The organism is Corynebacterium jeikeium, from assembly GCF_000738175.1.
In the GTDB taxonomy this organism is placed as follows: Bacteria; Actinomycetota; Actinomycetes; order Mycobacteriales; family Mycobacteriaceae; genus Corynebacterium; species Corynebacterium jeikeium_C.
On the sequence record NZ_JFCH01000011.1, the window covers coordinates 113902 to 139660 of the forward strand.

21 protein-coding genes are annotated in these 25759 nt (G+C 64.0%); 7 read left to right on the plus strand and 14 right to left on the minus strand.

Annotated features, from left to right (window positions below; genetic code table 11):
• Positions 1-141 precede the first annotated feature (141 nt).
• Positions 142-1935, minus strand: coding sequence for a S9 family peptidase (locus JQ46_RS01530; protein ID WP_034984915.1), 1794 nt, complete (start codon positions 1933-1935; stop codon positions 142-144).
• 101 nt (positions 1936-2036) lie between these two features.
• Here JQ46_RS01530 and JQ46_RS01535 point away from each other — a divergent pair, with 101 nt between their 5' ends.
• A complete protein-coding gene (locus tag JQ46_RS01535; RefSeq protein ID WP_034984919.1) occupies positions 2037-3245 on the plus strand; it encodes a DUF4272 domain-containing protein in 1209 nt (402 codons plus the stop codon).
• A gap of 51 nt (positions 3246-3296) precedes the next feature.
• On the opposite strand, the gene JQ46_RS01540 is transcribed toward JQ46_RS01535, so the two are convergent.
• A complete protein-coding gene (locus tag JQ46_RS01540) occupies positions 3297-4721 on the minus strand; it encodes an alpha/beta hydrolase family esterase (RefSeq protein WP_237744666.1) in 1425 nt (474 codons plus the stop codon).
• An 80-nt stretch (positions 4722-4801) separates the two neighbouring features.
• Positions 4802-8146: an error-prone DNA polymerase gene (locus JQ46_RS01545; RefSeq protein ID WP_080719474.1), complete on the minus strand. Its 3345-nt coding sequence runs from the start codon at positions 8144-8146 to the stop codon at positions 4802-4804.
• A gap of 278 nt (positions 8147-8424) precedes the next feature.
• Here JQ46_RS01545 and JQ46_RS01550 point away from each other — a divergent pair, with 278 nt between their 5' ends.
• Genes JQ46_RS01550 through JQ46_RS01560 form a run of 3 tightly spaced genes read left to right on the plus strand, consistent with a single transcriptional unit; the run spans position 8425 to position 11110 of the window.
• The gene (locus tag JQ46_RS01550) at positions 8425-9285 is read left to right on the plus strand and encodes a MetQ/NlpA family ABC transporter substrate-binding protein (protein WP_034985012.1); all 861 of its coding nucleotides are present in this window, start codon (positions 8425-8427) and stop codon (positions 9283-9285) included.
• Between the two features lie 44 nt (positions 9286-9329).
• Positions 9330-10433, plus strand: coding sequence for a methionine ABC transporter ATP-binding protein (locus JQ46_RS01555; protein WP_034984923.1), 1104 nt, complete (start codon positions 9330-9332; stop codon positions 10431-10433).
• Positions 10430-11110, plus strand: coding sequence for a methionine ABC transporter permease (locus JQ46_RS01560; protein WP_034984925.1), 681 nt, complete (start codon positions 10430-10432; stop codon positions 11108-11110). Before JQ46_RS01555 ends, JQ46_RS01560 begins: the two co-directional genes overlap by 4 nt.
• Before the next feature lie 77 nt (positions 11111-11187).
• On the opposite strand, the gene JQ46_RS01565 is transcribed toward JQ46_RS01560, so the two are convergent.
• The 3 genes from JQ46_RS01565 to JQ46_RS01575 are packed head-to-tail and all read right to left on the minus strand — an operon-like array spanning position 11188 to position 14915.
• On the minus strand, positions 11188-12228 hold the full coding sequence (locus JQ46_RS01565; RefSeq protein WP_005291777.1) for a sucrase ferredoxin: 1041 nt from the start codon (positions 12226-12228) through the stop codon (positions 11188-11190).
• A gap of 37 nt (positions 12229-12265) precedes the next feature.
• Positions 12266-14089, minus strand: a complete 1824-nt coding sequence (locus JQ46_RS01570) for a Y-family DNA polymerase (RefSeq protein ID WP_051876191.1) — start codon at positions 14087-14089, stop codon at positions 12266-12268.
• Entirely contained in the window at positions 14073-14915 is an 843-nt protein-coding gene (locus tag JQ46_RS01575) for a hypothetical protein (protein ID WP_005291781.1), read from the minus strand. Before JQ46_RS01575 ends, JQ46_RS01570 begins: the two co-directional genes overlap by 17 nt.
• 206 nt (positions 14916-15121) lie before the next feature.
• Between JQ46_RS01575 and JQ46_RS01580 the strand changes: the two genes are divergently transcribed.
• Positions 15122-15544: a hypothetical protein gene (locus JQ46_RS01580; protein ID WP_034984927.1), complete on the plus strand. Its 423-nt coding sequence runs from the start codon at positions 15122-15124 to the stop codon at positions 15542-15544.
• Between the two features lie 85 nt (positions 15545-15629).
• On the opposite strand, the gene JQ46_RS01585 is transcribed toward JQ46_RS01580, so the two are convergent.
• The 6 genes from JQ46_RS01585 to JQ46_RS01610 form a co-directional block, all read right to left on the minus strand.
• Positions 15630-16328 (minus strand): hypothetical protein, encoded by a 699-nt coding sequence (locus JQ46_RS01585; protein ID WP_034984928.1) that lies wholly within the window; start codon positions 16326-16328, stop codon positions 15630-15632.
• A 135-nt stretch (positions 16329-16463) separates the two neighbouring features.
• Positions 16464-18053: a glutamine-hydrolyzing GMP synthase gene (gene guaA, locus JQ46_RS01590; protein ID WP_080719471.1), complete on the minus strand. Its 1590-nt coding sequence runs from the start codon at positions 18051-18053 to the stop codon at positions 16464-16466.
• A 49-nt stretch (positions 18054-18102) separates the two neighbouring features.
• Positions 18103-18534, minus strand: a complete 432-nt coding sequence (locus tag JQ46_RS01595; RefSeq protein ID WP_034984932.1) for a membrane protein — start codon at positions 18532-18534, stop codon at positions 18103-18105.
• A 35-nt stretch (positions 18535-18569) separates the two neighbouring features.
• On the minus strand, positions 18570-19733 hold the full coding sequence (locus tag JQ46_RS01600) for a GuaB3 family IMP dehydrogenase-related protein (RefSeq protein ID WP_034984934.1): 1164 nt from the start codon (positions 19731-19733) through the stop codon (positions 18570-18572).
• A gap of 61 nt (positions 19734-19794) precedes the next feature.
• Entirely contained in the window at positions 19795-21330 is a 1536-nt protein-coding gene (gene guaB, locus JQ46_RS01605; RefSeq protein WP_034985015.1) for an IMP dehydrogenase, read from the minus strand.
• 171 nt (positions 21331-21501) lie between these two features.
• Positions 21502-22662 (minus strand): ATP-binding protein, encoded by a 1161-nt coding sequence (locus JQ46_RS01610; protein ID WP_237744667.1) that lies wholly within the window; start codon positions 22660-22662, stop codon positions 21502-21504.
• A gap of 270 nt (positions 22663-22932) precedes the next feature.
• On the opposite strand from JQ46_RS01610, the gene JQ46_RS01615 reads away from it, so the two are divergent.
• Complete coding sequence (locus JQ46_RS01615) at positions 22933-23331, plus strand: DUF5319 domain-containing protein (protein WP_034985018.1); 399 nt, start codon at positions 22933-22935, stop codon at positions 23329-23331.
• On the opposite strand, the gene JQ46_RS01620 is transcribed toward JQ46_RS01615, so the two are convergent.
• Together JQ46_RS01620 and JQ46_RS01625 are read right to left on the minus strand one after the other, a co-directional pair.
• On the minus strand, positions 23332-24261 hold the full coding sequence (locus tag JQ46_RS01620) for a hypothetical protein (protein WP_034984937.1): 930 nt from the start codon (positions 24259-24261) through the stop codon (positions 23332-23334).
• A gap of 45 nt (positions 24262-24306) precedes the next feature.
• A complete protein-coding gene (locus JQ46_RS01625; protein ID WP_034984938.1) occupies positions 24307-24876 on the minus strand; it encodes a sigma-70 family RNA polymerase sigma factor in 570 nt (189 codons plus the stop codon).
• Between the two features lie 489 nt (positions 24877-25365).
• Between JQ46_RS01625 and JQ46_RS10885 the strand changes: the two genes are divergently transcribed.
• Entirely contained in the window at positions 25366-25671 is a 306-nt protein-coding gene (locus JQ46_RS10885) for a WhiB family transcriptional regulator (protein ID WP_005291806.1), read from the plus strand.
• Positions 25672-25759: the final 88 nt, after the last annotated feature.

Here is a 25759-nt window from a genome sequence, read left to right on the forward strand (position 1 = left end):
GGCTTCCTTTTCCGCGAAATAGCGTGGTTTGTGTAGGTCGCCGTTTGGAGGCCAACAATTCCACGATAGGACGCTTCCCCGAGCTTCGCTGCCTGGGTGTGCTGCAGCACTTCCCAATAGTGCAGCGACTTCCGCTTCCAGCTAGCTCAGCGCCGCGAAGAACTCCAGGATCCGCTCCCCGATCAGCTGCCGGGACTTTGGCTTCACGAACTGGTGGCCCTCCCCCGGAACCTCCAGGAACTGCGGGGTGCGGCCCAGCTCCACTAGCGCGTCGTAGAGCTGTTGGGATTCCTGCAGCGGCACGTTCGAGTCGTTGGCCCCGTGGATAAACAGCACCGGGGTGGTGATCAGCTCCGCCTTGTGCAGCGGGGAAATCTCCCACAACAGCTCGGCATCGTGCATCGGGTACCCGTACTTCGGGGAGGCCGCGCTCGCCAGCCACGGCTCGGTCGACTCATAGTAGGTCTCGAAGCTCGTCATGCCACAGGCATCCACCACGCCTAGGAACATGTCCGGATAGCGGGCGGCCGCCAGCACGGCTAGGAACCCGCCGTAACTGCGGCCTCCCAGGAATACCCGCCCTGCGGTGCACAAGTCGGCGTCACAAAGAAAAGAAACAGTATCCGCAACGTCGTCGATGGCGGCGAAGCGACCGTAACGATCGTCGGCGTGGATGAACGCGCGGCCGTTGCCCTTACTACCGCGAACATTGGGGGTAAACACGGTGTAACCAGCGGCGACAATGTCCGCCAGCACATCGTGGTGGACAGGCCGGGACTGCCCCTCGGGGCCGCCGTGCAGGTGTACGTACACCGGATGCCCCGGCGCGGGGTTCTCCGGCAGATACAGCCAACCGGAAAGCTCCAGGCCGTCGCGGGCCGTGTAAAAAACGAGCTCCGGGACGTCACCCTGCCGGGCGCGCTCGTCCAGGCGGTCGGTGCGGTCCGGATCCAGCGGCTCCACACGCCCGGCTTCCAGCCGCAGCACCTCCACCGTCGGCGGCAGGTTCGGCCCTTCGACAGTCAGCGCCAGCAGCTGCCCATCGTCCGTGATGGACAGGCCCGCTGCGACCATGCCCGGCAGCTCGACGGTGCGGCGGACCTGCACACGCTGCTCATCGCCGAGGCTCAGCAGCTCCAGGTTGGAAATGCCCGCCTGGTTCCACAGCACCGCGGCGGTCGACAGGTCCTCGCTGATGGCGAACTCGTCGACGTCAGCTTCGGGGTTGCTGATCAGCTCCTCGCGCTCGATACACACCGGGCGCTCGCCTTCGATGTCCACCACCAGCCGCATGAGTCGGCGACGATCCGCACCGTGGTCGGTGACTACGAGGATCACTAGTCGGCTGTCCGTGATCGGCAGGATCCGCCCGTCCTCCGTGGTGGCTCCCGGCTCCGGCGGCAGCAGCGGCATCCAGCGGCCTTGAGGATTGACCAGCAACAGTTCGCGGTTGCCGCGCGGGCCAACGCGCATGAGGCTATACCCGGCCTCCGAGGCGACGAGCAGCGCGTCGAGGCGCCGGTCCATCACCTGGTAGCGCGACGTATTCGGGTCGACCAGGCGCGCTTCCGTCATGCCGTCGGCCGCCACGGCATCCATCGCCAGCTTGTCGCGGTCCCATTCGACCAGGTGCGTGCGAGCGTCGAAGGTGTTTCTTAGCGGTGACGCCCCTTCGACCTCAGGATCCGTAGATACCGTGAAGGTCTCTAGCTTTTCGGAGCCCTTAGGGGACACTTCGCAGGCGATCCACTGTGCGTCCGGGGAGTGCAGCACGCGCGTGACGGGACCTTCGATGGGCAGCTGCACGGGGCGTTCCTTACCCACGCCATCCTCGGTGAGTGCTGCCTGGACGGCGTAGGGATACCCGCCATCGCGGACGATGTAGGCGATGGCAGTGCCGTTGGGGGCTAGCGAGGGGGCGGTCGTATGGCGCATGAATCCAGTATTCTAGCGAAGCCCGAACGGCTGACCTAACAGTTTCTCCTTTAGGTACAGACTGGTGCGGGTGGCGCGGAGAAACTCTATGCTGTGAAGACATGAGCATTTACGTGAACGCCTACTCCACCGTCCGTGCGGACGTGCCCTTCCGCGGACCGGGCGAGCCCGCCATCGCTTCCCGCGAGTTGTGCTTCGACTCGCCGGACCGGCCGTTCCTCAAGACCACGGCCAATGGCGCTAGCGAGGATGAGGAGCAGCAGACCCGTGAACTGCTGGAGCACCTGGCAGGCTTCGAGGGTTACGTCGCCACGCAGGGTGAGGAGCGCTTCGGCAGCTTTAATTCCTACATCCACTCGGTGATGCAGCACATCCACAGCGTGCGGCGCCACTATGTGTTCGAGCGCGACGACGACTTTGACTTCTCCCACCTGGGCGAATTCGCCGACTGGGCGCGTGAGGCCAACGCGGTTTTCTTCCTGACCGACGGCACTGTGCGCAATGCAGGCGGCGCGGATCTACTGGACCCCGCACAGATCGGCAGTTCCCAGTCCAGTGGAGCACAGGCAAACTCGGTGCCTCAGCACCCTGGTGCCGTGGAGCGGATGCGCCGCGTGCGCGGGGACCTGTGGCGGAAGGGTTTCCAGGTGGCGACGACACTGCCGCCAGTGCGCAGCGAAGCTGAGGTGCTGCTGCGCCCCGCCGAGGAGGTTTTCAACCGGGCCGTGACCTTGTCCGTGGTGGCGACCGTTGCCGTGGCAGTGCTAAACGGCGAACCCGTGGACTTCAACGCACTGCGCGCGGGCTCGCGGCGGGCCTTCGACCACCTCACCCCGATTGAGCGGTCCTTCCTCGACGCGGCGGAGGCTGCGCAGGGGGCACAGCAGGCACAGGATGCGCAGGAGGCACCGTCCTATAGCCAGGAGCTGCAGGACGATGCGTATCAGCTGGCCTGGGCCTACACCGCCGCCGAATTCCTCGCCTGGGCTGTCGGCCTGATCGACATTGACGTCTTCGGGTTCGCCCCCGTAGATCTTCCCGCCCTGCGGACTGCACTGCGTGGCGTGGATCGCGAAGGGCGCGATGCCTCCGCACTGCCGCTGCGCAGCCTTCCGGAAATCTGCGATGCTTCGGAGCACATCTACTCTTTGCGCTGGGTTTCCGTGGAGCTGCAGTCCGATAGTCCCTCCCAGACCGGCCCTGGCACCCTCCAGCCCCAGGATCACTCCACCCTTGTCGAACGCCACCGCGCTGTCGCCTGGCTGACCGATCCGGTTATCGCGTACGACGACGTAGATCTCTCCACTTAAAGGTCGCACTAAGCTGCCCCCATTGCGTGTACGCGACCGCAGCGGTTGGCGTCACCGGTGATGTGCTTCAAAGAACGCGGCGACTTCGCCCGACGCGGTCACCGCATTGGAGCGGCGCTCGCGCGAACGATCCACCGCTCCCGCACCGGCCTCGCCCGTGTGCTCGCCCATCCACGTGTGGCCGGCGTCGCCGATGGCCAAATGCATGACCTCCATGTGTTGGCCGCAGTTAGGCCACTGGACGCGCTGCACGGCATCCGTCACGCGGGTGGCAATCGGCGCGCCCACGCAATGTGCGCGGCTCGCATATAGCTGCGAGAACTCGAAGGCCCCCAGGTACTCGTCCTCGTATCGTCCGCCGCCTCCGTAGTGGATCGTCTGATCCTTTCGGCCGTGAATGTCCAGGTACGGGGTGGTTTCACCGCGCTTGAAGCGGACGTTCTCTGGCTTCTTCGGGTCCGCGCCCTTCTCCGCACAGGCGCGCCATGTGCCCGAGTAGTAGGCCGCGGATACGGCCGCGAAGGCCGCGAATTCGTCCGGCATCTCGCAGGCCAGCTTGCCTACGAAGCCCCCGCCGTTGGACATGCCCGTCGCGTAGATCCGGTTCGCATCCACCTGGTAGGTGGAGGACACTGCGTCCAGCATGTCGCGGACGAAGCGCACGTCCTCGCCAGCCTTCACCTGCGCATACGGGGCGCCCTCCCATGCGTTGCCGATGCCCTGTGGGTACACCACGATCGCATTTTTGCCCGCCAGGCCGGTGTAGTGCGCCATCTGGGTGGCCTGCTCGCGGTAGCCGTGGAACGCGAAGATCAACGGGAGGGGTTTCTGGTCCTTCGCGCCCTCCTGTTGCTTCTTGTCGTAGCGCTGCGCGCCACGCGGGACGTTAATGATGTACCGGCGGTCGCGCTTGCCGGATTTGAGCTCGAGCGTTTTGTCCTGTCCCGCCTTCGGCACTTCGCGGATCGGGTGGAAGTGCTGCGGGATGCGCGCCACCGCGGGGGAAACCTGCACGTTGGGGCCTGCAGGCGGAATGGCCACCGCTTCCGTCGGGGCGAAATCCGCCGGTTCCTTCACTGTGTTGTGCGCCTGCGGATCGTCGTGGGGGGCGTGGGCGATTTTCTGAATGGCCACGCCCATTCCGGCTGCGCAGAGCAGCAGAAACACCGCGAGTACGGTTGCTGCGATGCGCCTGCGGCGGAATTGCTGTTCCGTGGGGCGGCTGCCAGTGGGGCGCTCCGGGGCACGGCGGTTGTTGCGGCGATCCGCGCGGTGCCGGCCACCCTTCGCGCGGTTTTCGGGATTTTGTTGATGACGCCGCCGGCTCCCCCGCCAGGATTCCTCCCCGAAGCGCGCAGCTTCCTGATCGCTGACCTGTGGAGGCGCCGCTAGGTGGAGGCGCTCCTTCCGAGCCAGGTTTCCCCGCGCGCGACGTTGCGCGCGGGGGTCATCCGGGTCGAAAGGCTCACGAGTCACGGGGACGATTGTTCTTGGCTGCTACGCCTGTGTCAATTACCGGCCCAGTGTTCAGCATCATCCCAGCGAGAAGCGCCGACTTAGCGGAAATCTCGCGAGCCCGCGTGTGCTCCCGCGATCTCGCCGGCCGGCCGCAGCTGAGTCTCCACCTGTTCCAGCAGATCCGCCGTCACGGTGGCCGCCCCCTCCGCGTTGTGGACAATCCCTCGCACGACCAGGATCTTTGCATTTAGCGCAACCGCTCGTTGCCGCGCCCACAGCCCCTGCGAGACCACAATATTCGCCAGCCCGGTCTCGTCCTCTAAGCCGAAAAACACCACCCCACCTGCGGTAGCGGGGCGCTGCCTGTGAGTCACCACGCCCGCGACTCGCACCCGCGTGCCATCGGGGACGCGCAGCAGGCTATCGGCCGTCACCACCGCCGCACCACCGCGCGGGGCGGCATCACCGGGGTGCACACCGCGCGGTGCAGGGCGCAGGTGCCATTCGTCCAGGTACTCGCGCAGGAGCTGCACCGGATGCTCGGCCGTCGTCACGCTCGTTGTCGCTAGTTCGGACGCCACCATCTCAAACGCACTCATCCCAGGCAACGCCGGCGCATGCACGCCGGACGTCCCCGGCAGCATTCCCGGCCGCTCGGTCGCCGCCACCCCGGCGGCCCACACGGCTTGGCGGCGGGTTAGCCCGAGACTCCCCAAAGCCCCCGCCCGCGCCAGCTTCTCCACATGAGCCACGGTCAGCCCAGCTTCGCGGGATAGGTCTTCCACGCTGGTGAAGCGGCCGATCCGTTCGCGCGCCTCCACGATACGCTCCGCCACCTCGGCGGAGATCCCTTTCACCCCGCCCGCCCCGCTGAGCCCCAGCCGGATCTGCCCCACCGGCTCGCCGGTCCCCCGGCCTAGCCCGTGAACTCCCGCGGGACGGTTGGTACGTGGGGGCGTCGTTAAGGAAACAACCGCATCCACCTGCACGTCCGAAGCGTTCACGTCCACGGGAAGAACCTCCACGCCGTGTCGGCGCGCGTCGGCCAGCAGGGACTGCGGCGAGTAGAACCCCATCGGCTGGGCGCGCAGCAGGGCCACGCAGAACTCCGCCGGATAGTGGTACTTGAACCACGCGGAGTAGTAGACCAGGGAGGCGAAAGATTGCGAGTGTGATTCCGGGAAGCCGTAGCTGGCGAAGGCCACGATCTTGTCCCACAACCGATCGGCCACCGCACCGCGGATCCCGTTTTTCGCCTCTAATCCCTGGTAGAAGCGCTTTTTCAGCCGCTCCATCTTCTGCGGCGAGCGCTTGGATCCCATCGCCCGGCGCAGGGTATCGGCCTCGGCGCCGCTAAAGCCCGCGGCATCCACGGCCATCTGCATCAGCTGCTCCTGGAACAGCGGGATGCCCAGAGTCTTCGTCAATGCCGGCTCCAGGCACGGGTGGTCGAAGGTCACGGGCTCCAGGCCATTACGGCGGCGAATATAGGGGTGCACGGAGCCGCCCTGGATGGGTCCGGGGCGAATCAGCGCAACCTCCACCACCAGGTCGTAGAAGGTGCGCGGTTTCAAGCGCGGCAGGGTGGACATCTGCGCGCGGGATTCCACCTGGAACACTCCTACCGCGTCCGCGCGGGAGAGCATCGCGTAGACCTCCGGCTCCGTGGGGTCCAGCCGCCACAGCTCCACCTCCCGCCCCCGGTGGACGCGCACCTGGTCCACCGCGTGGTGTAGCGCCTCCAGCATGCCCAGCCCCAGCAGGTCGAACTTCACCAGCCCCACGGCCGCGCAATCGTCCTTGTCCCACTGCACCACCGAACGGCCTTCCATCCGCGCCCATTCCGTCGGCACGACCTGTGCGATCGGGCGGTCGCAAATCACCATGCCGCCGGAGTGAATGCCCAGGTGGCGGGGGTGGTCCAGCATCTGCTCGGCTAAACGCTGCACTGCGTTGGGGGTCTGTTCCGGGTGGCGGGTCCAAGCATCGATCTGGCCCGGCGCGTAGCCGAGGGCACGCCCGGCATCGCGGGTGGCGCCGCGGCGGCGGTAGGTGATCACGTTCGCCACCTGCGCGGCGTTCTCGCGGCCATAGCGGGAGTACACGTACTGGATAGCCTCCTCGCGCCGCCCGGATTCAATGTCGAGGTCGATGTCGGGCGGCCCGTCACGCTCCGGGGAGAGAAAGCGCTCGAAGAGCAGGCCGGAGGCCACAGCGTCCACCGTCGTGATCCCCAACGCAAAGCACACCGCGGAGTTCGCGGCGGATCCTCGCCCCTGGCAGAAGATGTTGTTCTCGTGGCAGAAGGAGACGATGTCATGGACGATCAGGAAGTAGCCTGGAAACCCCAGCTGCTCGATGGTTTCCAGCTCGCGGTCGATGGTGGCCCAGGCCTGGTTGGCGGCGGCGGAGGAACCCCGCTGGCCGTAGCGCTGCGCCCCGCCGCGTTCGGTGATGGCGCGCAGCCAGGTCATTTCCGTGTACCCCTCCGGTACGGGGAAGTGGGGCAGGTTCGGCGCTACAAGGTCCAGCGTGAAGGCACATTCTTCGGCAACCTGCACGGTGGTCTCCACGGCGCGCGCCAGCCACTCGCAATCGCCCGCAAGCTGCAGCATCTCCTCGCCCGAGCGCAGCCACGAGCCGCCGACCGGGTGGGTGGTCGGCTCCGCGGCGGCCATATCTTTCCGCTCGTGCAGTGCGGCCTTCGCCCCAGCCAGCCGGGAGTGTTTCGGGGTGGCGCACGTCGGGGCACTGCTGACGATCTCGCGTAGGCCGTGGCGCACCGCCAGGGCGTGGAGGCGTTCGTTGCGGTCGGCGTCGGCGGGGTTCATCGTGTGTTGCAGCTCCACTACGACGTTCTCCGCACCGAAGATGTCCACTAGCTGCGCGTCCGCCCAGCGCCAATCCAGCAGCACTAGCCAGTGGCCGCCCGCCGCCTCCGACAGCCGGGGCAGGCTGGGGTACCGGACGGAATCTTTGTCCGGGTCGGCCATGCGGGCGTCAGCAATAACCCGGCTGAGCCGCGTGTAGCCTTCGCGCCCCTTGCACAGCACCGTGAGTGGCACGTCGAGGCTCAGCTCCGCGCCGAATACCGTGGCGAGGTCCGCGTTACTCTCCGCCACCGCCGTAGCGAAGCGCGCCGCCCCGTAGAAGCCGTCGCGGTCCACGCACGCAAGCGCGCTTAGCCCCAGTTCACGGGCCGCCGTAACCATCTGCTCGGGCTGGCTCGCGCCACGTAGGAAGTTGTAGGCGCTGCAGGCGTGGAGCTCCGCGAAGGGGGTGGTTATTCCTTTTTGTGACTCCCCTTCGGCCCCAGTGCCGCCCGCCTCCGCAAGGTCGAGAGACGTGGTGCGCTGCTGACCTTCCCCTACTCCGACCGCGCGGAGGTTCCGCAGCCCCGGCCCTCTGCCGGAGAGCACGCTTTCGAGCTGCGCCCAGCTCAGCGGCCGACCCTGGGAAAAGCTCCTGGATTGTGGCTTGCGTAGCGTGCGGCGAGATGCCGGGTTTGGCTCGCCGGCGGGGTCGCGGGGTTCAACAGACACAGAGCGATTATAGAACACCTATTCTATTATTCGCCAGAGTGGGCAAACTCCCCTCAAGGGCGGCCAAAACTGAGACTAGACTAAGTTGTTCATTCTGGTTTAGAGTGCTACTTTAATCGCACAGTTCAGCCCGGACATTCGACAGAGCACCGGGCCCCATGACTATCCAGGAGGATCCCATGTCCCTTCGCCGTAAAGTAGCAGCCGGTGTAGCTGCAGCAGTTATGGCCTTCAGCTTGACCGCCTGCGGCGGTGACGACGACACGATCAAGGTCGGCACCACCGACCAGGGCCAGAAGCAGTGGCAGGTGTTTGAGGAAAAGGCCAAGGAAGAAGGCCTGAACGTTGAACTGGTTCCGTTCGGCGACTACAGCCTGCCGAACCGCGCGCTGGCCGACGGCGAGATCGACGTCAACAACTTCCAGCACCTGATGTTCCTGGCTGACTACAACGTCAACAACGACTCCAACCTGGTGCCGATCGGCGCCACCGAGATCATCCCGCTGGGCGTGTACTACCAGGACCACAGCGAGGTCAAGGACATCGAGGAAGCCGGCGAGGTTGCCATCCCGAACGACCCGACCAACCAGGGCCGCGCCCTGCACGTGCTGGCATCCGCTGGCCTGGTGAAGCTGAAGGATGACAAGATCCTCTCCCCGACCCCGGCCGACATCGACGAGGGTAAGTCCAAGGTCAAGGTCACCCCGGTGGACGCCGCCCAGACTGTGACCGCCTACAAGGACGGCACCCCGGCCGTCATCAACAACTCCTTCCTGGAGCGCGGCAACATCGACCCGAAGTCCGCCATCGTCGAGGATGACCCGAAGGCAGAGTCCGCCAAGCCGTTCATCAACGCCTTCGTCACCACCGAGGAGAACAAGGACGACGAGGATCTGAAGAAGCTCGTTGAGGTCTGGCACTCCAAGGACGTTCAGGATGCACTGAACGAGCAGTCCAAGGGCACCTCCGTCCAGGTCCAGATGGGCCCGGAGGAGCTGGCTAAGGTTCTGAAGGACACTGAGGACCAGATCAAGAAGTAGGCCCAATCGGCACTACTAACCCCAACTCTTAAAAGAGGTTCCCTATGGCTACAGACGCACAACCTGGCGTCGACCAGCCCAGCGCCGGCAACACCGGCGCTGCCGGCAGTACCGGCAGTACCGGCACGGAGATCGTCTTCCGTGACGTGACGAAGGTCTTCAAGCAGGGCAAGAAGGAAATTCACGCTCTGCAGGACATCAACACGCAGATCCCGGCGGGCTCCATCGTCGGCATCATCGGCTACTCCGGCGCCGGCAAGTCCACCCTTGTCCGGCAGATCAACGGCCTGGACCGCCCCACCAGCGGGCAGATCCTGCTGGAAGGCCAGGACATCGTTCCCTTGCCGGAATCGCAGATGCGCAAGCTGCGCAGCGACATCGGCATGATCTTCCAGCAGTTCAACCTGTTCTCCTCCCGCAACGTGGCAGGCAACGTCGCCTACCCACTGCGCCTGCAGGGTATGCCCAAGCAGCAGCGGGAAGAGCGCGTCAAGGAACTGCTGGAGTTCGTCGGCCTGTCCGATAAGGGCAAGGCCTATCCGGAGCAGCTGTCCGGTGGCCAGAAGCAGCGCGTCGGCATCGCCCGCGCGCTGGCCACCAACCCCAGCCTGCTGCTGGCCGACGAGGCCACCAGCGCGCTGGACCCCTCCACCACCCGCGACGTGCTGGAGCTGCTGCGTAAAGTGAACCGCGAGCTCGGCATCACCATCGTGGTGATCACCCACGAGATGGAGGTTGTGCGTTCCATCGCCGACTCCGTGATCGTGATGGAAAACGGCCGCATCGTGGAGCAGGGCAGCGTCTACGAGGTATTTTCCAACCCGCAGACGAAGACTGCCGCCAACTTCGTGGCCACCTCGCTGCGCAACACCCCCGACATGGTCGAGGCGGAGGCGCTGCAGTCCGAAAACGGTCGTCTCTTCACTGTGACCATGGCCGAGGGGATCGGGTTTTTCGATGCCATCTCGAAGCTGTCCGCTGCAGGGGTGACGGTAAACATCGTCCACGGTGGCGTCACCACCCTCCAGAACCACAGTTTCGGCCGCCTTACCCTGCGCCTGACGGCCCACAATGCCGACGGCGAGAAGGCAATCGAGGAATTCCACAGCCACATGCAGGATTCCACCGAGATTGAGGAGATCCGATGAACACGATGACCCTCGCGCAAATGGATTGGGACCGCTACGGCAACACGTTCCAGAAGGCGATTTTCGAGACGCTGTACATGGTCTCGATCACGCTGCTGATCTCCTCGGTACTGGGCCTGATCATCGGCCTGCTGCTGTACACCACCCGCAAGGGCGGCATTCTGCAGAACCGGGTGGTCTACTGGATCACGAACTTCCTGGTGAACTTCATCCGCCCGATCCCGTTCATCATTTTGCTGACTGCTATCGGCCCGCTGACGGACCTGGTGGTGCAGAGCCGTATCGGTACGGAAGCGGCCATCGTCGGCATGGTCGTCGCCGCCACCTTCGGCGCTGCGCGTATTTTCGAGCAGAACCTGGTGGCGATCGACCCGGGCGTGATCGAGGCCGCCAAGGCGATGGGTGCCTCGCCGCTGAAGATCATCTTCACGGTGATCATCCCCGAGGCGCTGGGCCCGCTGATCCTGGGCTTCACCTTCATGTTCATCGCCATCGTGGATATGTCCGCCATGGCTGGTTACATCGGTGCAGGTGGTCTGGGTGACTTCGCGATTGTCTACGGTTACCGCTCGTTTAATGACGCCGTTACGTGGACGACCGTCGCAGTGATCATCGTGATCGTGCAGATCGCGCAGCTGGGCGGAAACTGGCTGTCGAAGAAGATCATGCGCCGCTAGTCAGCACGCGCTGCTAGAGAGCACGAAACCCCGGGCTAGTTCAGTTCAATGAATTAGCCCGGGGTTTCGTCGTGCGTTTAGAATTCCGCGACCCACGTCACGGTCTGCTTGGGCTTCTTGCCGCAGGAGGGAACGGAGGTTCCGCCTGGGTGCGCGCTCAGGCGAACCGTGATTTCTTGTTCTGCGCCGGCTGCTGAGTTCGCATCTGTGCCCACTTCTGGATTCGCTTCCGTGCCCGCTTCTGGGCGAATGGTTACGACGCGCACCTCGGTGGCGGAGTCTGCGTCTCCGGCCGCTTCCGGCTTGGTCACGCGCATGCTGGCGAGCTTGACGTGGCGACCTTCGCTGGCCAGCTTCTCCGCCACGGCCAGTTCCGCGACCTGGCCAACTGGATCCCAGACCCCGCGGCCGCGGCAGCCCTCCAGCCACAGCTCGCCTTGCTTGGCGCGCTCCAGCATGCTGCTGGCACCCGTGGTGCCGAGCTGGCCGTAGGAGTAGTTGTGGGGCAGCAGGATCATGGAGGGGGCGAAGCGGTGCCCCTTGGTGTGGGAGGATTCCCAGACCATCTGGCCGTACTTGGCGGTGAGCTCGTCGGCTACCGGACGGCCGAAAACCGCGCAGCACTTGTCGCGCTTGCCGTGGGTGCACACCAGCAGCAGTGGACCGTCGATGCGCTGGCCACCGGCGGCGCCGGGGGCGCTGAGGTCGAGATCCAGCAGCGCTTCGGGGCCAGAGACTTGCAGGCTTTCGAGGATGGGCGTGGGGTCGTCGCCGTAGCCTTCGGCCCAGCTGATGTAGAGCTGCCGGGTGGAACTGGCTGCGCGCTGCTGGCCTTCGCGGCCGGGGCGGCGGATGAACTGCAGCTGGGCGCCGTTGTCCTTGAGGAACTTCTCAACTTTTTCGGTGAGCTCCTCCCCTAGCGCGGTGCCGTCGAGGATGTCGTGGCCCCAGTTGGTGACGAACTCGAGAGCGAGAATGATCTTGCCCGGCTTGGCGGTGCCGGGAAGGGCCTCGTCGGTCTGCTGGGAGCACATGTCCGCGTAGATTCCGCCGGAGGTCTGAGTGGCGGGCTGCCCGGTTTCGGGCTGTCCGGCCTGCGCGTTTCTAGTTGTAGGCATGCCTACAACAGTACCAAGTTGGAAGCTGCAGGCGGGGCTAATAACTCGCTTCGATCCGCCACTGCTTCCCTTTGCACACCAGCAGGAATGCGTGGTCTTTGGGGGCGCCTTTGTGGTGTCCGCTGTGGGGCTCACTATGGGTTTCCTCGCGGGCTGCGATCTGCAGCCGGGCGTAGCGCTTCCCCTCGGCCCACCAGTGCTCGTCGACCGGCCAGGGGCCGGCCCATCCGGTGATGCGGAGCCGCCGGGCACCCCAGCGCAGGGTTTCCGGCGGGGAGCTCATCAGCCCGCGGCCGGTGACGTACACGGCATCACCGTGGCGGTCCAGCAGCGCCAGGCGTGCTGCTGGGTGGGCAGTGCTGGGGTTGCGCTCGCTGGGGCCACGGCCACCGGAGTTGCGACCGCTGGCACCGGGGGTGCCATCATCACTGGTCGGCGAGCCGATCAGCCCTGGCAGAGGGGGCAACAGCTGCCCTTCCCATTGGCGGGTCGGCAGGGCGGTTACCTCCTCCGGGTCGTCCTCGCCATAGGGCACGGTGGCGATACGGCGAGCTACGGCACGGCCTCCGCGGTGGATGGGACGAAGCACGCGGTTCATGCCGATCAGTGCTTGCGCCCGCCCGGCGGCGGCACGTGCGGCGCGGATGCCTTCATCTGGCCCGCCCCACAGTGGCGCGGCCAGGCTGCCCGCCGGGACAGTCTCCACGGGTACGAGTTCGATACACGTCACCCCGACGGTGTTGTCCGCCCAGTCGGCCTCGTCGCCCCCTCCGTCTACTCCGCCTAGCCCGCCGCCGTGCACTCTCGCTTCGCCAGCATTCCCCGCCCTGGCGCGCAGTCGGGTTAGCCAGCCGTCGAGCTGCCAGCGCACCCGCTGGGCTGTGTCCTGTTCCGAGAGCGGTTCGCGACAGCGCCACAGTCTCTCGATGACAGTCGGCCCGGTGTATCCCACCGGGGGTTCCAGGTAGGCTCGCACAGCCAAACGCAGGCAGGCCTCGCCAGCTGCGAAGAGCTTGTTGTGCAGCGCAGTGGCCACGTGCCGGGCAATGAATGCGGCGGTTTCTGTACGTGCGATGGGCTCATCGGCCTCATAGCGCAGCTCTAGGTCTTCCCGTTGCCGCCGGGGTGCCACATCCCGGTCGACGTGCCCGCTGGCGATGCGGTGCCACTCCACGGCCTCCTGCCCGAAGCGCGCGGCCACGTCCGCGCGCGGCAACCCAGCAAAATCGCGCATCGTACGCAGCCCCAGCTGCTGCAAGGTGGCGCTGAGGTGTGCCGGGGCGCGCAGCTCCGGTTCGATGCTCAGCACGCTGATCGGCAACCCCGCGATGAACTCCGCACCCCCTCCCACAGGAATGCTCTTGCCCAGCCGGGCCGCCCAGACCGCCGAGACCAAGTCATCGGCCACGCCGGCCAGGCAGTCGGCGTGTAACCGCGCGGCGGCATCCAGCAGTTTCTCCACCGCGTTGGCCTCGTCGCCGTAGTACCTGGCTAGCGCGTCCACCGGGAAGGCCAGCAGTCCGGGGCGTAGGGTCTCCACGACTGCGCTGACGTCCTGAAGCGCGGCCAGCACGTCCTCGTGCACGGAGGCCTGCCGGGTGGGATCGTCCGCCGCGACGTTCAGCTGCGGGTACGCCGCCAGCGCGTGCCGCTGCTTCATGCCGATCCTGATCCCCTGGGCGCGCGCGGCCGCATTGCAGGCCAGCACCCGGTAATCGGCGATCACCGCGGCGGGCGCCAGCACGTCCCACCCGCGCGACTGAGCCTGGACGTACACCGGCCAATCCGGGAACCATAGCACTGCCACCCGCCTATTGTGGGTCGCAGGCGCCGCCCGCACCACGCTATCCGGAGTGCGCATGTGCCGTATCCTCTGTATCCGCTGTGCCCACTGTGCCCGCTGTGCCCGCTACGCTCTCTGCACCAATCGTCGCCCGCACCGCACTCGGCGGCTGAGCCTTACCCCACACGCGCCCCGCGACCTCCACGGCACGGATGCGCCCACTCCCGCGACACAGCCCCAGCACACCGCATACCTGCAGCTCTACGTGCATCCTGGCCTGCGGCCACGCCTTTCCACACACCAGCAAAGCGCACTCGCTCTTCCGCAGCCGCGCCTCCACAGGTCGCGCGAAAGTCGGAGTTACGGAACCACCACTACTCCGTCCCCCCTGTCCGCTCTGCCCGCCCTGCTTGCCTAACTGTCCGCCCGCCGCAAACAGCACCACATCCATCCCTTCCACCAGCGTGCCCAGCACCGCCGCCGTGTGCGGGGTGGAATCCGGCACCAGCACCAGCCGTTCCACGTTGCCGCCGGCAGCCGCCACCGCCGCGATCGCCAGCCGCGGATAATCGACCACCGCCACACACATCCCCTGCGCCGTCAGGTGCGCCAGCACATCCACCAGCACCGCCGGGCAATCCGAAATCTGCGTCGCCTGCCCACGCGCCACCCCGCCACCCGGCAGGTGCTCGGCCAGCCACGCCGGAACCGGTGCGACACGCACGCTGTCTCTTCTTTGTGCTTCTTTTCTTTGTGACGCCCCCTTCCCGGCCGGTGCCGATCCCAGCACCGCCGCACTCGAGGCGCTGGCCATCGGAGCTCCCCCGGATTCGATCTGCTGCATCTTGCGCCGCAGGCTGGCAATCGTCGCCTGCGCCGCAGATTCTCCTGCAGACTGCGCCATGGTTGCCACCTCCCTTCCCTTTTTCGACACCGCATGTTCTATCAGCGTCCATGTACAGGCCTACTCCGCACACAACACATATTAGAACACGTGTTCTAACGCGATGGGGTCGAATATATCCCTCCCCGCGCAGCAGCGTCAAGCGCAGAAACAAAGACGCAGGTTGAAAGGGGCGGAGAAGGTGGCGTCACCTAAAATGGGCAACCATGAGCCCAACAAACCGCAACGAGCCCGTCATCGCCCCGCCCACGCCCGTGCGCGCCGCCGCCTCGGTACTCTTCGGCCTGGCAGTGGGCATTATGGTCGCGCCGCTCGCGCCCGGCTTTCAAGTGATCGTGCTGATTCTCAACGTCGGCGCGGCGCTACTCCTGACGTTTAGCCACCCTTACCGCCGACAGGTACGTGCGGAGGTGGAAAAGCGTGGCGAGCGCTACCGCACCAGCGCAGCGCAGGTCGCACCCCTGTTCCCACTATGGATCGCACTGATGGCGCTCCCGCTACTGAATACGCGCTCGTGGGTACTCATGGCCATCGCGTGGGTCATCGCCAGCGCGTACACCTGGTTCATCTACCCACACATCGACGGCACCGCGCACATCAAGCCGATCGACAAAACCAAGAAGAAGTAGCGCTCAAAGAGCACTGCGCGCAAGCAAACGGCCCGCACTCCCCGGCGCTTGGGGAGTGCGGGCCGAAAAACTATTTCAGCTTCTATTAGGAGCCAGAGAGGCTTCCGGACAGACTGCCGGAAGCACCGGAGCCGGCCGGAGCCGCACCCTTCTTCACCACGATCGGGGTGCCATTATCGAAGACCTTGTTGTTGTTCACAACAGCGCCGACCTTCACACCTGCACCGTTCTTGTAGGTACCCTCCTTCTCCGGAGCCTTCCAGGTGAAATCCAGCAGCAGCGGAGTGGCGGCATTAACCTTGGGCTTCTGCTTAATCAGCAGACCCTCCGTCCAAGAAACGCGAACCTCGGTACGGTCATCGGTCTGCTTCACTGCGTACTCGGACTGACCCAGCTCGTGGACAGAGTTGCCAATCAGACCGCCCTTGATGCGCTCAACCTTGGCCAGCTTGAAACCCTTCGGCATCCACTCAAGAACCTCGTCGATGCGGGTATCACCCTTCACACCCTGAACCCCAACACGGGTCTTCACGGTAGCGCCCGGAGCAACGGTGGTTGCGCCGTGAACCTGCTTGTACACGTCAACATTCCAGGCCGGGCCACCAACGTTACCCAGCTTGACCTTGTCCCCCTCCGGGGTATCCAGATCCTTCTTGCCACCCAGGGAGCCAGTCAGGCCACCCAGGGAACCAGCCGGCGCGGCGGACGCAACACTTACGCCACCGAAAGCCAGTGCAGATGCTGCGGCAATAGCGGTTGCGCTACGAACAAACTTAGAAGCCATAGAGGAATACCTTTCGATCATTTTTGCATGAGCCTGCAAACAACTTCGCGCTAAAGCATAACCTAGTTAGGGAGGCGAAATCAGTATTTCGAAAGTTTCCTCTAAAAAATTTCTAAGCCGGGCGAAAAGCCGCCCTTACTCCCACTCGATGGTTCCCGGCGGCTTGCTGGTGACGTCCAGCACCACGCGGTTTACTTCCTCCACCTCGTTGGTGATGCGCGTGGAGATCTTCTCCAACACGTCGAAAGGAATGCGGGTCCAGTCGGCCGTCATCGCATCCTCACTGGATACCGGGCGCAGCACAATCGGGTGACCATAGGTGCGGCCATCGCCCTGCACGCCCACGGAACGCACGTCCGCCAGCAGCACCACCGGGCACTGCCAGATCACGTCATCCAAGCCCGCGGCGGTCAGCTCAGCACGGGCGATAGCGTCGGCAGCACGCAGCGTCTCCAGGCGCTCCTCCGTCACCTCGCCGATGATGCGGATGCCCAGACCCGGCCCCGGGAACGGCTGGCGCGCCACGATTTCCTCCGGCAGACCCAGCTCGCGACCCACGGCGCGCACCTCGTCCTTGAACAGCAGGCGCAGCGGCTCCACCAGCTCAAACTCCACGTCGTCCGGCAGGCCGCCGACGTTGTGGTGGCTCTTGATATTCGCGGTGCCGGTGCCGCCGCCGGATTCAACGACATCCGGGTACAGGGTGCCCTGCACCAGGAAGTCCACGCTGGACCCCTCCGGAGCATCGGCCAGCACGCCCGCCACGGCACGCTCGAAGGAGCGAATAAATTCCGCGCCGATGGCCTTGCGCTTAGCCTCCGGCTCGGTCACGCCGGCCAGCTTCTGCAGGAACGCCTCGCGCTCGTCCACCGTCACCAGCTTCGCGCCAGTGGCGGCCACAAAGTCCTTCTCCACCTGCTCGCGCTCACCGGCGCGCAGCAGACCGTGGTCGACGAACACACAGGTCAGACGGTCACCAATCGCACGCTGCACCAGCGCGGCCGCCACGGCGGAATCCACGCCACCGGACAGGCCGCAGATAGCGCGTCCTTCGTCGCCGATCTGCTCGCGCACCTGCTCGATCAGCTGCTCGGCAATGTTGCCTGCGGTCCACGTCGGCTCCAGCCCAGCGGTTTCCAGCAGGAAGCGGCGCAGCACCTCCTGGCCCTTCGGAGAGTGCAGCACCTCAGGGTGGTACTGCACTCCCGCCATACGCTTCTCCGGGCACTCGAAAGCAGCCACCGGCGCGCCCTCGGTGCGGGCGGTCACGGTGAAGCCCTCCGGTGCCTCAGAGACGGAATCGCCGTGGCTCATCCACACCTGCTGGCTGTCCCCCATGTCCCCGTGCAGCACACCAGCCTCGGGCTGGATCTGCAGCTCGGTACGGCCGTACTCGCGCAGGCCGGTCTTCGCCACGGTTCCCCCCATGGCCTGGGTCATCGCTTGGAAGCCGTAGCAGATGCCGAATACCGGCACCCCCAGCTCCAGCAGTCCTGGCTGGAGCGAGGGGGCGTCATCTGCATAAACAGAAGAAGGGCCACCGGACAGGATCAGGGCCGCAGGGTTCTTCGCGGCAACCTCGTCGGCGGGCATGGTGTGCGGGATGACCTCGGAGTACAGGTTCACCTCGCGCACCCGGCGGGCAATGAGCTGTGCGTATTGCGCACCGAAATCCACGACAAGTACGGGCCGTGGAGCGGCGGCAGCTGGGTCTTGTTGAGTCACGCCCCTAACTCTAACGCACCTGCGCGCCACGGGGCACACCGGTCGCTAGCTAGCCGCGACCGTCCGTGAAGCGCTGCTTGTACCAGTCCATCGACTGCGGGGAGAAAATCAGAGCCAGCGATACCACCGCCACCACGCCGAGGATCATAGCCAGCCAGAACACGCCCGCCTGGATCACCGTAATCGTGATCAGCACCAGAGTGATGTGCGTCAGCACCAAGCCCGACACACCCCACGTGCGCCCCTGGATAATCATCGTCCCGAACAGCGCAAACGCGAAGAAGTACAGCCCCACCATCACGCCGGTCGCGCCGACGTTCATCTTCACAGTTTCGTCGCCGTGCTGCGGCTGGTAGCCGAGGTAGAGCACGATCGTGGCGATGATTCCCACCACGCCGATTACTATTGACGCCCACGAAAGCACCGCTAGCTGCATCGGCAACCGGTCAGTTGTGCGCTGCCACCACTGGGAAATCTTCATTCAGATCAGTTGTGTCTTTCTGTATTAACGGACGACTAACGAACGACTAGGTCGACCTTCTGGAAGCTCTTGATGTCCGTGTATCCACACTTAGCCATCGAGCGGCGCAGGGCGCCAATGATGTTCTCTCCACCAACCGGGTTGGCAGTTGGGCCGAACAGCAGCTCCTTCAACGGCAGCGGCTCGTCGCCCAGGCCTACCTCTTCCACCAGGCCGCGCGGCAGCTTCGGGTGGCCCGCCGTGGACGGCCAGTACCAGTTCGGAGCACCTGCGGAAGCAGCGGTGGCCAAGGGAAGCCCCAGAGAAACGGCATCCGCGCCACAGGCGATGGCCTTAGCTACGTCACCGGAATTACGCAGCGAGGAGTCGGCGATGATGTGGACGTAGCGGCCGCCCGTTTCGTCCAGGTAGTCGCGGCGCGCAGCGGCCGCATCGGCGATGGCGGTGGCCATTGGCACGTCGATGCCCAGCGAATCGTTGTTGGTGGTGTGGCCAGAGCCGATGATCACACCCGCCGCGCCGGTGCGCATCAGGTGCATGGCGGTGGTGTAGTCCACCACGCCACCGGCGATCACCGGGATGTCCAAGCTGCCGATGAACTCCTTCAGGTTCAGCGGCTCGCCGTCGCGGTGCACGTGTTCCGCGGAGACCAGGGTGCCCTGAACCACCAGCAGGTCCATGCCGGACTTGATCAGCGCCGGCGCGAGCTCGCGGGCGTTCTGCGGGGACACACGAACGGCGAAGCGCACACCGGATTCCCGCACCTGGTTCAGCCGCTCCTGCAGCAGGTCCACGTTCAGGTCCAGGGAGTGGAGGCGCTGCAGCTCCGCGTTGGCGCCGAAGATCTCTGAGTCCGAGGCGGCGTCATCCTCCTCGAATAGCGCGGATTCAGCCTTGCGAGCAGCTTCAACAACCCCGCGCAGGGCTGCGTCCAAGTCATCGACGCGACCCCAGAGGCCTTCGGCGTTGATCACCGGAAGGCCGCCCAGCTGACCAAACTCGATGGCGAACTCGGGCGTGACGATCGAGTCGGTCGGGTGCGTCATCACCGGGATGTCGAAGGAATAAGCGTCGATCTTCCACGACGTATCCACATCGTGCGAGCTGCGGGTGCGCCGGGACGGCACAATGTCAATCTGGTTCAGACCGTACACCCGGCGGGCAGCGCGCGAACGTCCGATGTCAACGTATTCCTGCATGGCTGGATTGCTCCTTAAAGGCGTGCTTTAGCTGGCTAGATCTAGCTTGCTCTTGCTGGCTCTAGCGGTTCGGGTTGTAGTTCGGCGCTTCCATGATGCCCTGCACATCGTGCGGGTGCGATTCGCGCAGCCCCGCGCCGGTGATACGCACGAAGCGGGCGTTGTGCAGCTCGGGGATCGTCGCCGCGCCGGTGTAGCCCATGGCAGCGCGCAGGCCGCCAACCTGCTGGTGCAGGATCGAGCCGATGGAGCCGCGGAACGGCACACGGCCCTCGATGCCTTCCGGCACCAGCTTCTCCTCGGATTGCACGTCGGCCTGGAAGTAACGGTCCTTGGAGTAGGAGCGCTTCTCGCCGGTCAGGCCACGCCCCTGCATGGCGCCCATGGAGCCCATGCCGCGGTAGCGCTTGTACTGCTTGCCGTTGATAGTCACGATCTCGCCGGGAGTCTCGGCCGATCCGGCGAGCATGGAGCCCAGCATTACTGTGGACGCCCCAGCCGCCAGTGCCTTGGCGATGTCGCCGGAGAACTGCATGCCTCCATCGGCGATGATCGGCACGCCCGCCTTCTTGGCTGGGACGGCCGCTTCCATGATGGCTGTGATCTGCGGGGCACCAACGCCCGCGACGACGCGGGTGGTGCAGATGGAGCCCGGGCCGATACCGACCTTGATGCCGTCTGCTCCGGCTTCGATCATGGCCTGCGCTGCCTCGCGGGTGGCGAGGTTGCCGCCGACGACATCTACGCGGTCGCCAAACTCCTTCTTCACGCGCGAAACCATGTCCAGCACGCCGCGGTTGTGGGCGTGGGCGGTATCGACGATCAGCACGTCCACACCAGCATCCACCAGGTTGCCCGCGCGGGTCCAGGCGTCCTCGCCGGTGCCGATACCAGCGGCGGCCAGCAGGCGGCCGGAGGAATCCTTAGCAGCCAGCGGGTACTGCTCGCGCTTGGCGAAGTCCTTGACGGTGATCAGGCCGGTCAGCTTGCCAGCGCCGTCGACGATCGGCAGCTTCTCCACCTTGTTCTCGGAAAGCAGGCTCAGGGCAGCTTCGGCGGACACGCCTTCCTGGGCGACAACCAGCGGCATGGGCGTCATGGCCTCGGAGACCTTGCGGCTGAAGTCGCTTTCGAAGCGCATGTCGCGGTTGGTGAGAATGCCAACCAGCACGCCTTCGTCATCCACAACCGGCAGTCCGGAGATGCGGTAGCGGGCACACAGGTCGTCTACCTCCTGGATGGTCATGTCCGGGGTGGCGGTGACCGGGTTGGTGACCATGCCAGCTTCGGAGCGCTTAACAATCTCTACCTGCTGCGCCTGATCCTCGATTGACAGGTTGCGGTGCAGCACGCCGATGCCGCCGTGGCGGGCCATGGCGACGGCCATGCGAGCCTCGGTGACGGTATCCATGGCGGCGGAAGCCACCGGGATGTTCAGGTTGATGTTGCGAGTGAACTGGGTGGAGGTGTCCACGCCGGAGGGGATTACCTCGGAGGCGGCGGGCAGCAGCAAGACGTCATCGAAAGTCAGTCCAACCAGTGCAACCTTGTTGGGGTCGTCGCCACCGGTGGAAACTGGGTACATCTTCGCGTTCATCTCTGGGTTCGTCACGGGTTGCCCGACCTTCCTCTAGAAAATTCTGCGGCGCTAGCCTGCCAGGGCTTGGGTGCCTGGGGTTTCTCGCCGTCTTTTCGCCGATGTACTACAGAATAACCCTTTGCAGCACGATTTTGTGTGCCGGGGTTAGGCAGCGCGGCGGGGCACGCACTAGGGTGCCAGGTGGGTCAACGAAGTGACGAATACGCCGCTGGGAAGCCGAACACTCAAGTTACCTCCCGTAACGATCAACAACAGCGGAGGCGTATCCCAGGTAAACCTATCGGCGAAAGCCTGTAGGTTTTGAGCAGCCCTATTCAGCACCTGGGAACTCTGTCCCAACTTAACCTCCACAAGCACCGTTCTGCCTGCCGATTCAAAGACCGCATCTACCTCTAGCCCGGATGCATCACGGGCGTGGAAGATCTGTCGCCCCGTGAGCACACGCAGGTCGTGCACCACCTGGGATTCAAACATCTGCCCTGAGTATTCAAGGTTCTGCAGTAGCTTTTCCGGGGATGCCTCCAACACAGCTGCAGCCAACGCAGGATCCGCGAGGTGCCGTTTCGGCACCTTGCGGAGACTGGCACGCGAACGCAGATGTGAAGACCAGGCGCGTTGCTCCTCGGCAATAAAGATCCGCTGTAGTGCGGTGAGATACTCCCTAGTAGTTGCTCGATCAATATCAATATCGGTAGCGATCGCGCTAATGGACTGCTCTGTCGCCACCCCTCGCGCCAAGGAGCGCAAGAGCGCCTGAACCTTCACGGGATCCCGACGTCTGCCGTCGGTGACATTAATGTCTACGTGCGCCACGGTCTCTGCGTAGCTACGCAGGTTTTCCTGAGCCACAGCTGTAGAAAAATGTCGGTTTCCAGGCCAACCTCCGTGGACCATACGGTCGATGACCCCTCGGATATCCAACACAGTTTCACTGTTGTGCGTCAGTTCGCTTTCTTCCACCAGCTTCGAAAGGGACACAGCACCGTTGGAATGGCCAGACTCGTAGAAGCCGAAAGTGTGCATTCGCAACCGGGCTATTCTTCCCGCCCCGGAGTGGCGGGACTGCTCCTCCCCCGGCGCAGTTGAGCCTGTAAGGATGAATTGCCCCGGCGCTTGGCGCCGGTCAATCTCATGCCGCACTAGGTTCCATAGTCGGGGCTCCTCCTGCCATTCATCGAAAACACGGGGAGTGGCACCATCCAGCGCCAGATCCGGCATGGTGTTGAGCTGTGTCTCTAGGTTAAGGTCCGTATCCACCTGCACGAGGCTGCCCGCTACTTGGCGCGCTGTCGCGGACTTTCCGCAGCCTTTCGGCCCTTCGATAAGCACTCCGCCGGCACGTTCTAAGACGCTCTGCAGTCGCTTATCTTCAACCCTAGGAAGGTATTCCACAGTCATCCTCACCAGCTATTTTCACTTGATCCATCAAATTGTCACTATTTCATTCCCCACTTTATCAGCGTTTCATTCACCAGTTTGTAGCCGATCTATTCCCCAGTTTGCAAGCATTCTATCCCCCAGTTTGTAGTGAAACGATGCTTTTGCCTTGCATTACGGGCCACAGGGTACGGTGTTGGTGTGAGCTTTAACCACGATCAGATGCCGCCGGACCCTTTCGCCGATGATCCGAACGACCCTGCGTCGTTCCTGGATCCCGACGAGTTTGATGAGGCCGTTCCGCCGTTGTCCCCCGATGAGGTTCAGGCTCTGCGGGAGGACCTGCAGAACGTCCGGGATTTCCGCAAACTGTTGGAACCGCGCGGGGTTCGGGGTATCACCATGCTGTGTGAGGATTGCGAGGACAGTCATTTCTATGACTGGGACATCATCGAGTCGAATATTCGCACAATGTTGAACAACGAGCTTGTGCCAGTACACGAGCCTTCTGCGCAGCCAAACCCGAATGATTACGTGACCTGGGATTATTGCCTGGGCTATGCGGACGCGATCGATTTCGCGTTCCACGGACTGCGCCCGCCGTTCCTCTGGGGGAAGTAGTTAGCTGCCTTCCGCGCGGGGGGAGTTGTAGTCGGTGAGCACCGGCAGCGGCTCTGGGTTACGTGGCCCGCCCGTGGTTGGGGTCGGTCGATCCTGGCGGGGTGCCGCAGGCTCGCTTGGCTTCTGTGTTTTCGAGGTCGTCGTTTTCGAGGTCGTATCGGTGGGGTTAGCCGGCGCCGGAGCGCCCATCGCCATCGCCGGTCCCGGCTGCTCAGGAGCATCCGCTCCACCAGGGGCATCCGTCCCACCAAGCAGAATGGTGGTTGTCGGGATTGCCTCCCCAGCCGGCGCCTCAGGAGCCTTGGAGCTCTTCGTGGCAGCCTTGTTCGGCTTGCTCTTTTCCTCGTGGCGCTGCTCGCCCTTGGGCTTACGGTCGCCCTGTTCGCCGCGGCTCTGCTTGTCTGCGACGCTCTCTTCACTGAGGACGCCACCTTGTCCGCCAGTGGAGCCCTCAGCAAGGCTGTTAGAGCTCTCCGCATCGACAGCTTCCTCTTCTGCCACGGTCTCGCGCTTCACGTGTGCGCCCTGCGAGCTGGAGTAGGCAGCGTATCCCAGACCTCCCACGGCGATAGCGGCGGCCACTCCGCCAGCGATCAGCATACTGGTCAGAGAAACTCCCCCGGCAGCGGCCGCCTTGGCACTAGTGCGCAGCAGACGCGAACCGTTGTTGGCGCCCTCAGCCGCTTCAGCCACTTCAGATTCTTCGCCGCCGTCTTCCGTAAACAGGAAGCTTACGTCCGGCGCGGGCGGAATATCGCGGTAGAGCTCCTCACGGTGCGCAACTAAGTCCGCGATAACAGGGTCATTGGAGTCAAAGTTTTCCGTTTCCGGAATCGCCTCGCCGCGGCCGATCGCATCAAGGATGCGATCTACATCCAGGATGGAGGCAAAGTTCTCCTCGCCCTCCCGGAAGCCGTCATTCTGCGCCATGGCTCTTGAGCTCTTTTCTTTCCTGAACTACCCGAGGGTAGCTGCCTACTGTTGAATAATTCCGTGCTTTTTTAGTTTCATAACCGCCCGGTGCTGGGCAACTCGAACGGCCGTTGGTTTCGAGCCCACGATCTCCGCGGTCTCTTCGGCGGAGTAGCCGTGAATAACTCGAAGAAGAAGAATTTCTCGTGATTTCTCACTAAGAATATCGAGCTTCTTAGCTAAATCGTTACATGAATCTTGGCTTAAGTACACATCTTCAGGCGAATCCTGGAAACTTTCTTCTTCCGGTAGCTCCTCCGTCGGATCGGACATATCCCGGGTTTGGAAACGGTAGGCGTCAGTAATCTTGTTTCGCGCCACCTGGTAGACGAAGGCCATAAACGGCGCCCCGCGATCCTCGTACCCGGATAGAGCCTTGGCAACCGCAATGCAGACGTCCTGTGCAACGTCATCGGGCGTGGGGTAGCCGTGCATGCTCAGCTTGCCGCGACAGAAAAGAACCACCTTTGGGTGGATGAGCTGAATAAGACGATTAACGGCGCGACGGTCTTGAGCAATGGCCGCCGGGAGGAGATCTCGAATCTCCTCGTCGGTCTGCTGGTCTGCAGCCATCGTCCCTACTCCGTCAAATGCTCGAGCGTCTTTATCAACGTCTTTATCAATGTGGATTGAAACTATCACACCGTGCCGACAGTCCCAGATCGGCTAAAAGGGGACTGTTCGATTTCTCCTCACGCGAATGCAATTGAACAAACCTGAAACATGTTCCCACTTTTGCTCCGATTTTTCAGCTAACCTCAACCTTCCTGGCAGCCTTATCTGGCAATCCCCCAGCAAGATCGCGGGAAGATCGCAGCAAGGAGCGAATTTTTTAACCCCCTTTGGGGGAACCTAGGCGTGGCGTAGAAACAAGTTAATCCATTGTTCAACTAAGGGCGTTCCCGCAGGTAGGTGGCTACCGCTATGCGAAATAGGTATGTCACAACAGGTTTTGGCTACCCAAAAGGCACTCGTTCGTTACTTAGAGTTCATTTAAGGATTGGAACCTCTCAGACGTCACTACAAGTGAGCATCTGACTTTTCACGAGGAGTAACCACCTAATGCCACAGCCCAGCCAGCTTCCGGGACCTGCTTCTTCGACTTGGGAATGGCAACTCCATGGCGCATGCCGCGGGGCTGATTCTTCTGTCTTCTTCCACCCGGATGGCGAGCGTGGCCGTGCCCGTGCCATGCGCGAACACCGCGCCAAGGCCATCTGCCGTGAGTGCCCGGTGATTGAGCAGTGCCGCAACCACGCACTCAGCGTGGGCGAACCCTACGGCATCTGGGGCGGCCTCAGCGAGTCCGAGCGCGACGCTATCCTGCGCCCCACTTCTCGCAACCGCAACCGCCGCGTAGCCTCCTAGCAGCTGGCTGGGGCACACAAAGAAAAAGGGAGAGGGGTTCATCCCTCTCCCTTTATTGCTGCCTAGCAGCGGGTTACAGCGGCTATCC

Excerpts from the sequence above, each read along its gene's own strand:
- JQ46_RS01530 (WP_034984915.1), bottom strand. The coding sequence starts at position 1,935 with ATGCGCCATACGACCGCCCCCTCGCTAGCCCCCAACGGCACTGCCATC.
- JQ46_RS01535 (WP_034984919.1), top strand. The coding sequence starts at position 2,037 with ATGAGCATTTACGTGAACGCCTACTCCACCGTCCGTGCGGACGTGCCC.
- JQ46_RS01550 (WP_034985012.1), top strand. The coding sequence starts at position 8,425 with ATGTCCCTTCGCCGTAAAGTAGCAGCCGGTGTAGCTGCAGCAGTTATG.
- JQ46_RS01555 (WP_034984923.1), top strand. The coding sequence starts at position 9,330 with ATGGCTACAGACGCACAACCTGGCGTCGACCAGCCCAGCGCCGGCAAC.
- JQ46_RS01560 (WP_034984925.1), top strand. The coding sequence starts at position 10,430 with ATGAACACGATGACCCTCGCGCAAATGGATTGGGACCGCTACGGCAAC.
- JQ46_RS01565 (WP_005291777.1), bottom strand. The coding sequence starts at position 12,228 with ATGCCTACAACTAGAAACGCGCAGGCCGGACAGCCCGAAACCGGGCAG.
- JQ46_RS01570 (WP_051876191.1), bottom strand. The coding sequence starts at position 14,089 with ATGCGCACTCCGGATAGCGTGGTGCGGGCGGCGCCTGCGACCCACAAT.
- JQ46_RS01575 (WP_005291781.1), bottom strand. The coding sequence starts at position 14,915 with ATGGCGCAGTCTGCAGGAGAATCTGCGGCGCAGGCGACGATTGCCAGC.
- JQ46_RS01580 (WP_034984927.1), top strand. The coding sequence starts at position 15,122 with ATGAGCCCAACAAACCGCAACGAGCCCGTCATCGCCCCGCCCACGCCC.
- JQ46_RS01585 (WP_034984928.1), bottom strand. The coding sequence starts at position 16,328 with ATGGCTTCTAAGTTTGTTCGTAGCGCAACCGCTATTGCCGCAGCATCT.
- JQ46_RS01595 (WP_034984932.1), bottom strand. The coding sequence starts at position 18,534 with ATGAAGATTTCCCAGTGGTGGCAGCGCACAACTGACCGGTTGCCGATG.
- JQ46_RS01600 (WP_034984934.1), bottom strand. The coding sequence starts at position 19,733 with ATGCAGGAATACGTTGACATCGGACGTTCGCGCGCTGCCCGCCGGGTG.
- guaB (WP_034985015.1), bottom strand. The coding sequence starts at position 21,330 with ATGAACGCGAAGATGTACCCAGTTTCCACCGGTGGCGACGACCCCAAC.
- JQ46_RS01615 (WP_034985018.1), top strand. The coding sequence starts at position 22,933 with ATGCCGCCGGACCCTTTCGCCGATGATCCGAACGACCCTGCGTCGTTC.
- JQ46_RS01620 (WP_034984937.1), bottom strand. The coding sequence starts at position 24,261 with ATGGCGCAGAATGACGGCTTCCGGGAGGGCGAGGAGAACTTTGCCTCC.
- JQ46_RS01625 (WP_034984938.1), bottom strand. The coding sequence starts at position 24,876 with ATGGCTGCAGACCAGCAGACCGACGAGGAGATTCGAGATCTCCTCCCG.
- JQ46_RS10885 (WP_005291806.1), top strand. The coding sequence starts at position 25,366 with ATGCCACAGCCCAGCCAGCTTCCGGGACCTGCTTCTTCGACTTGGGAA.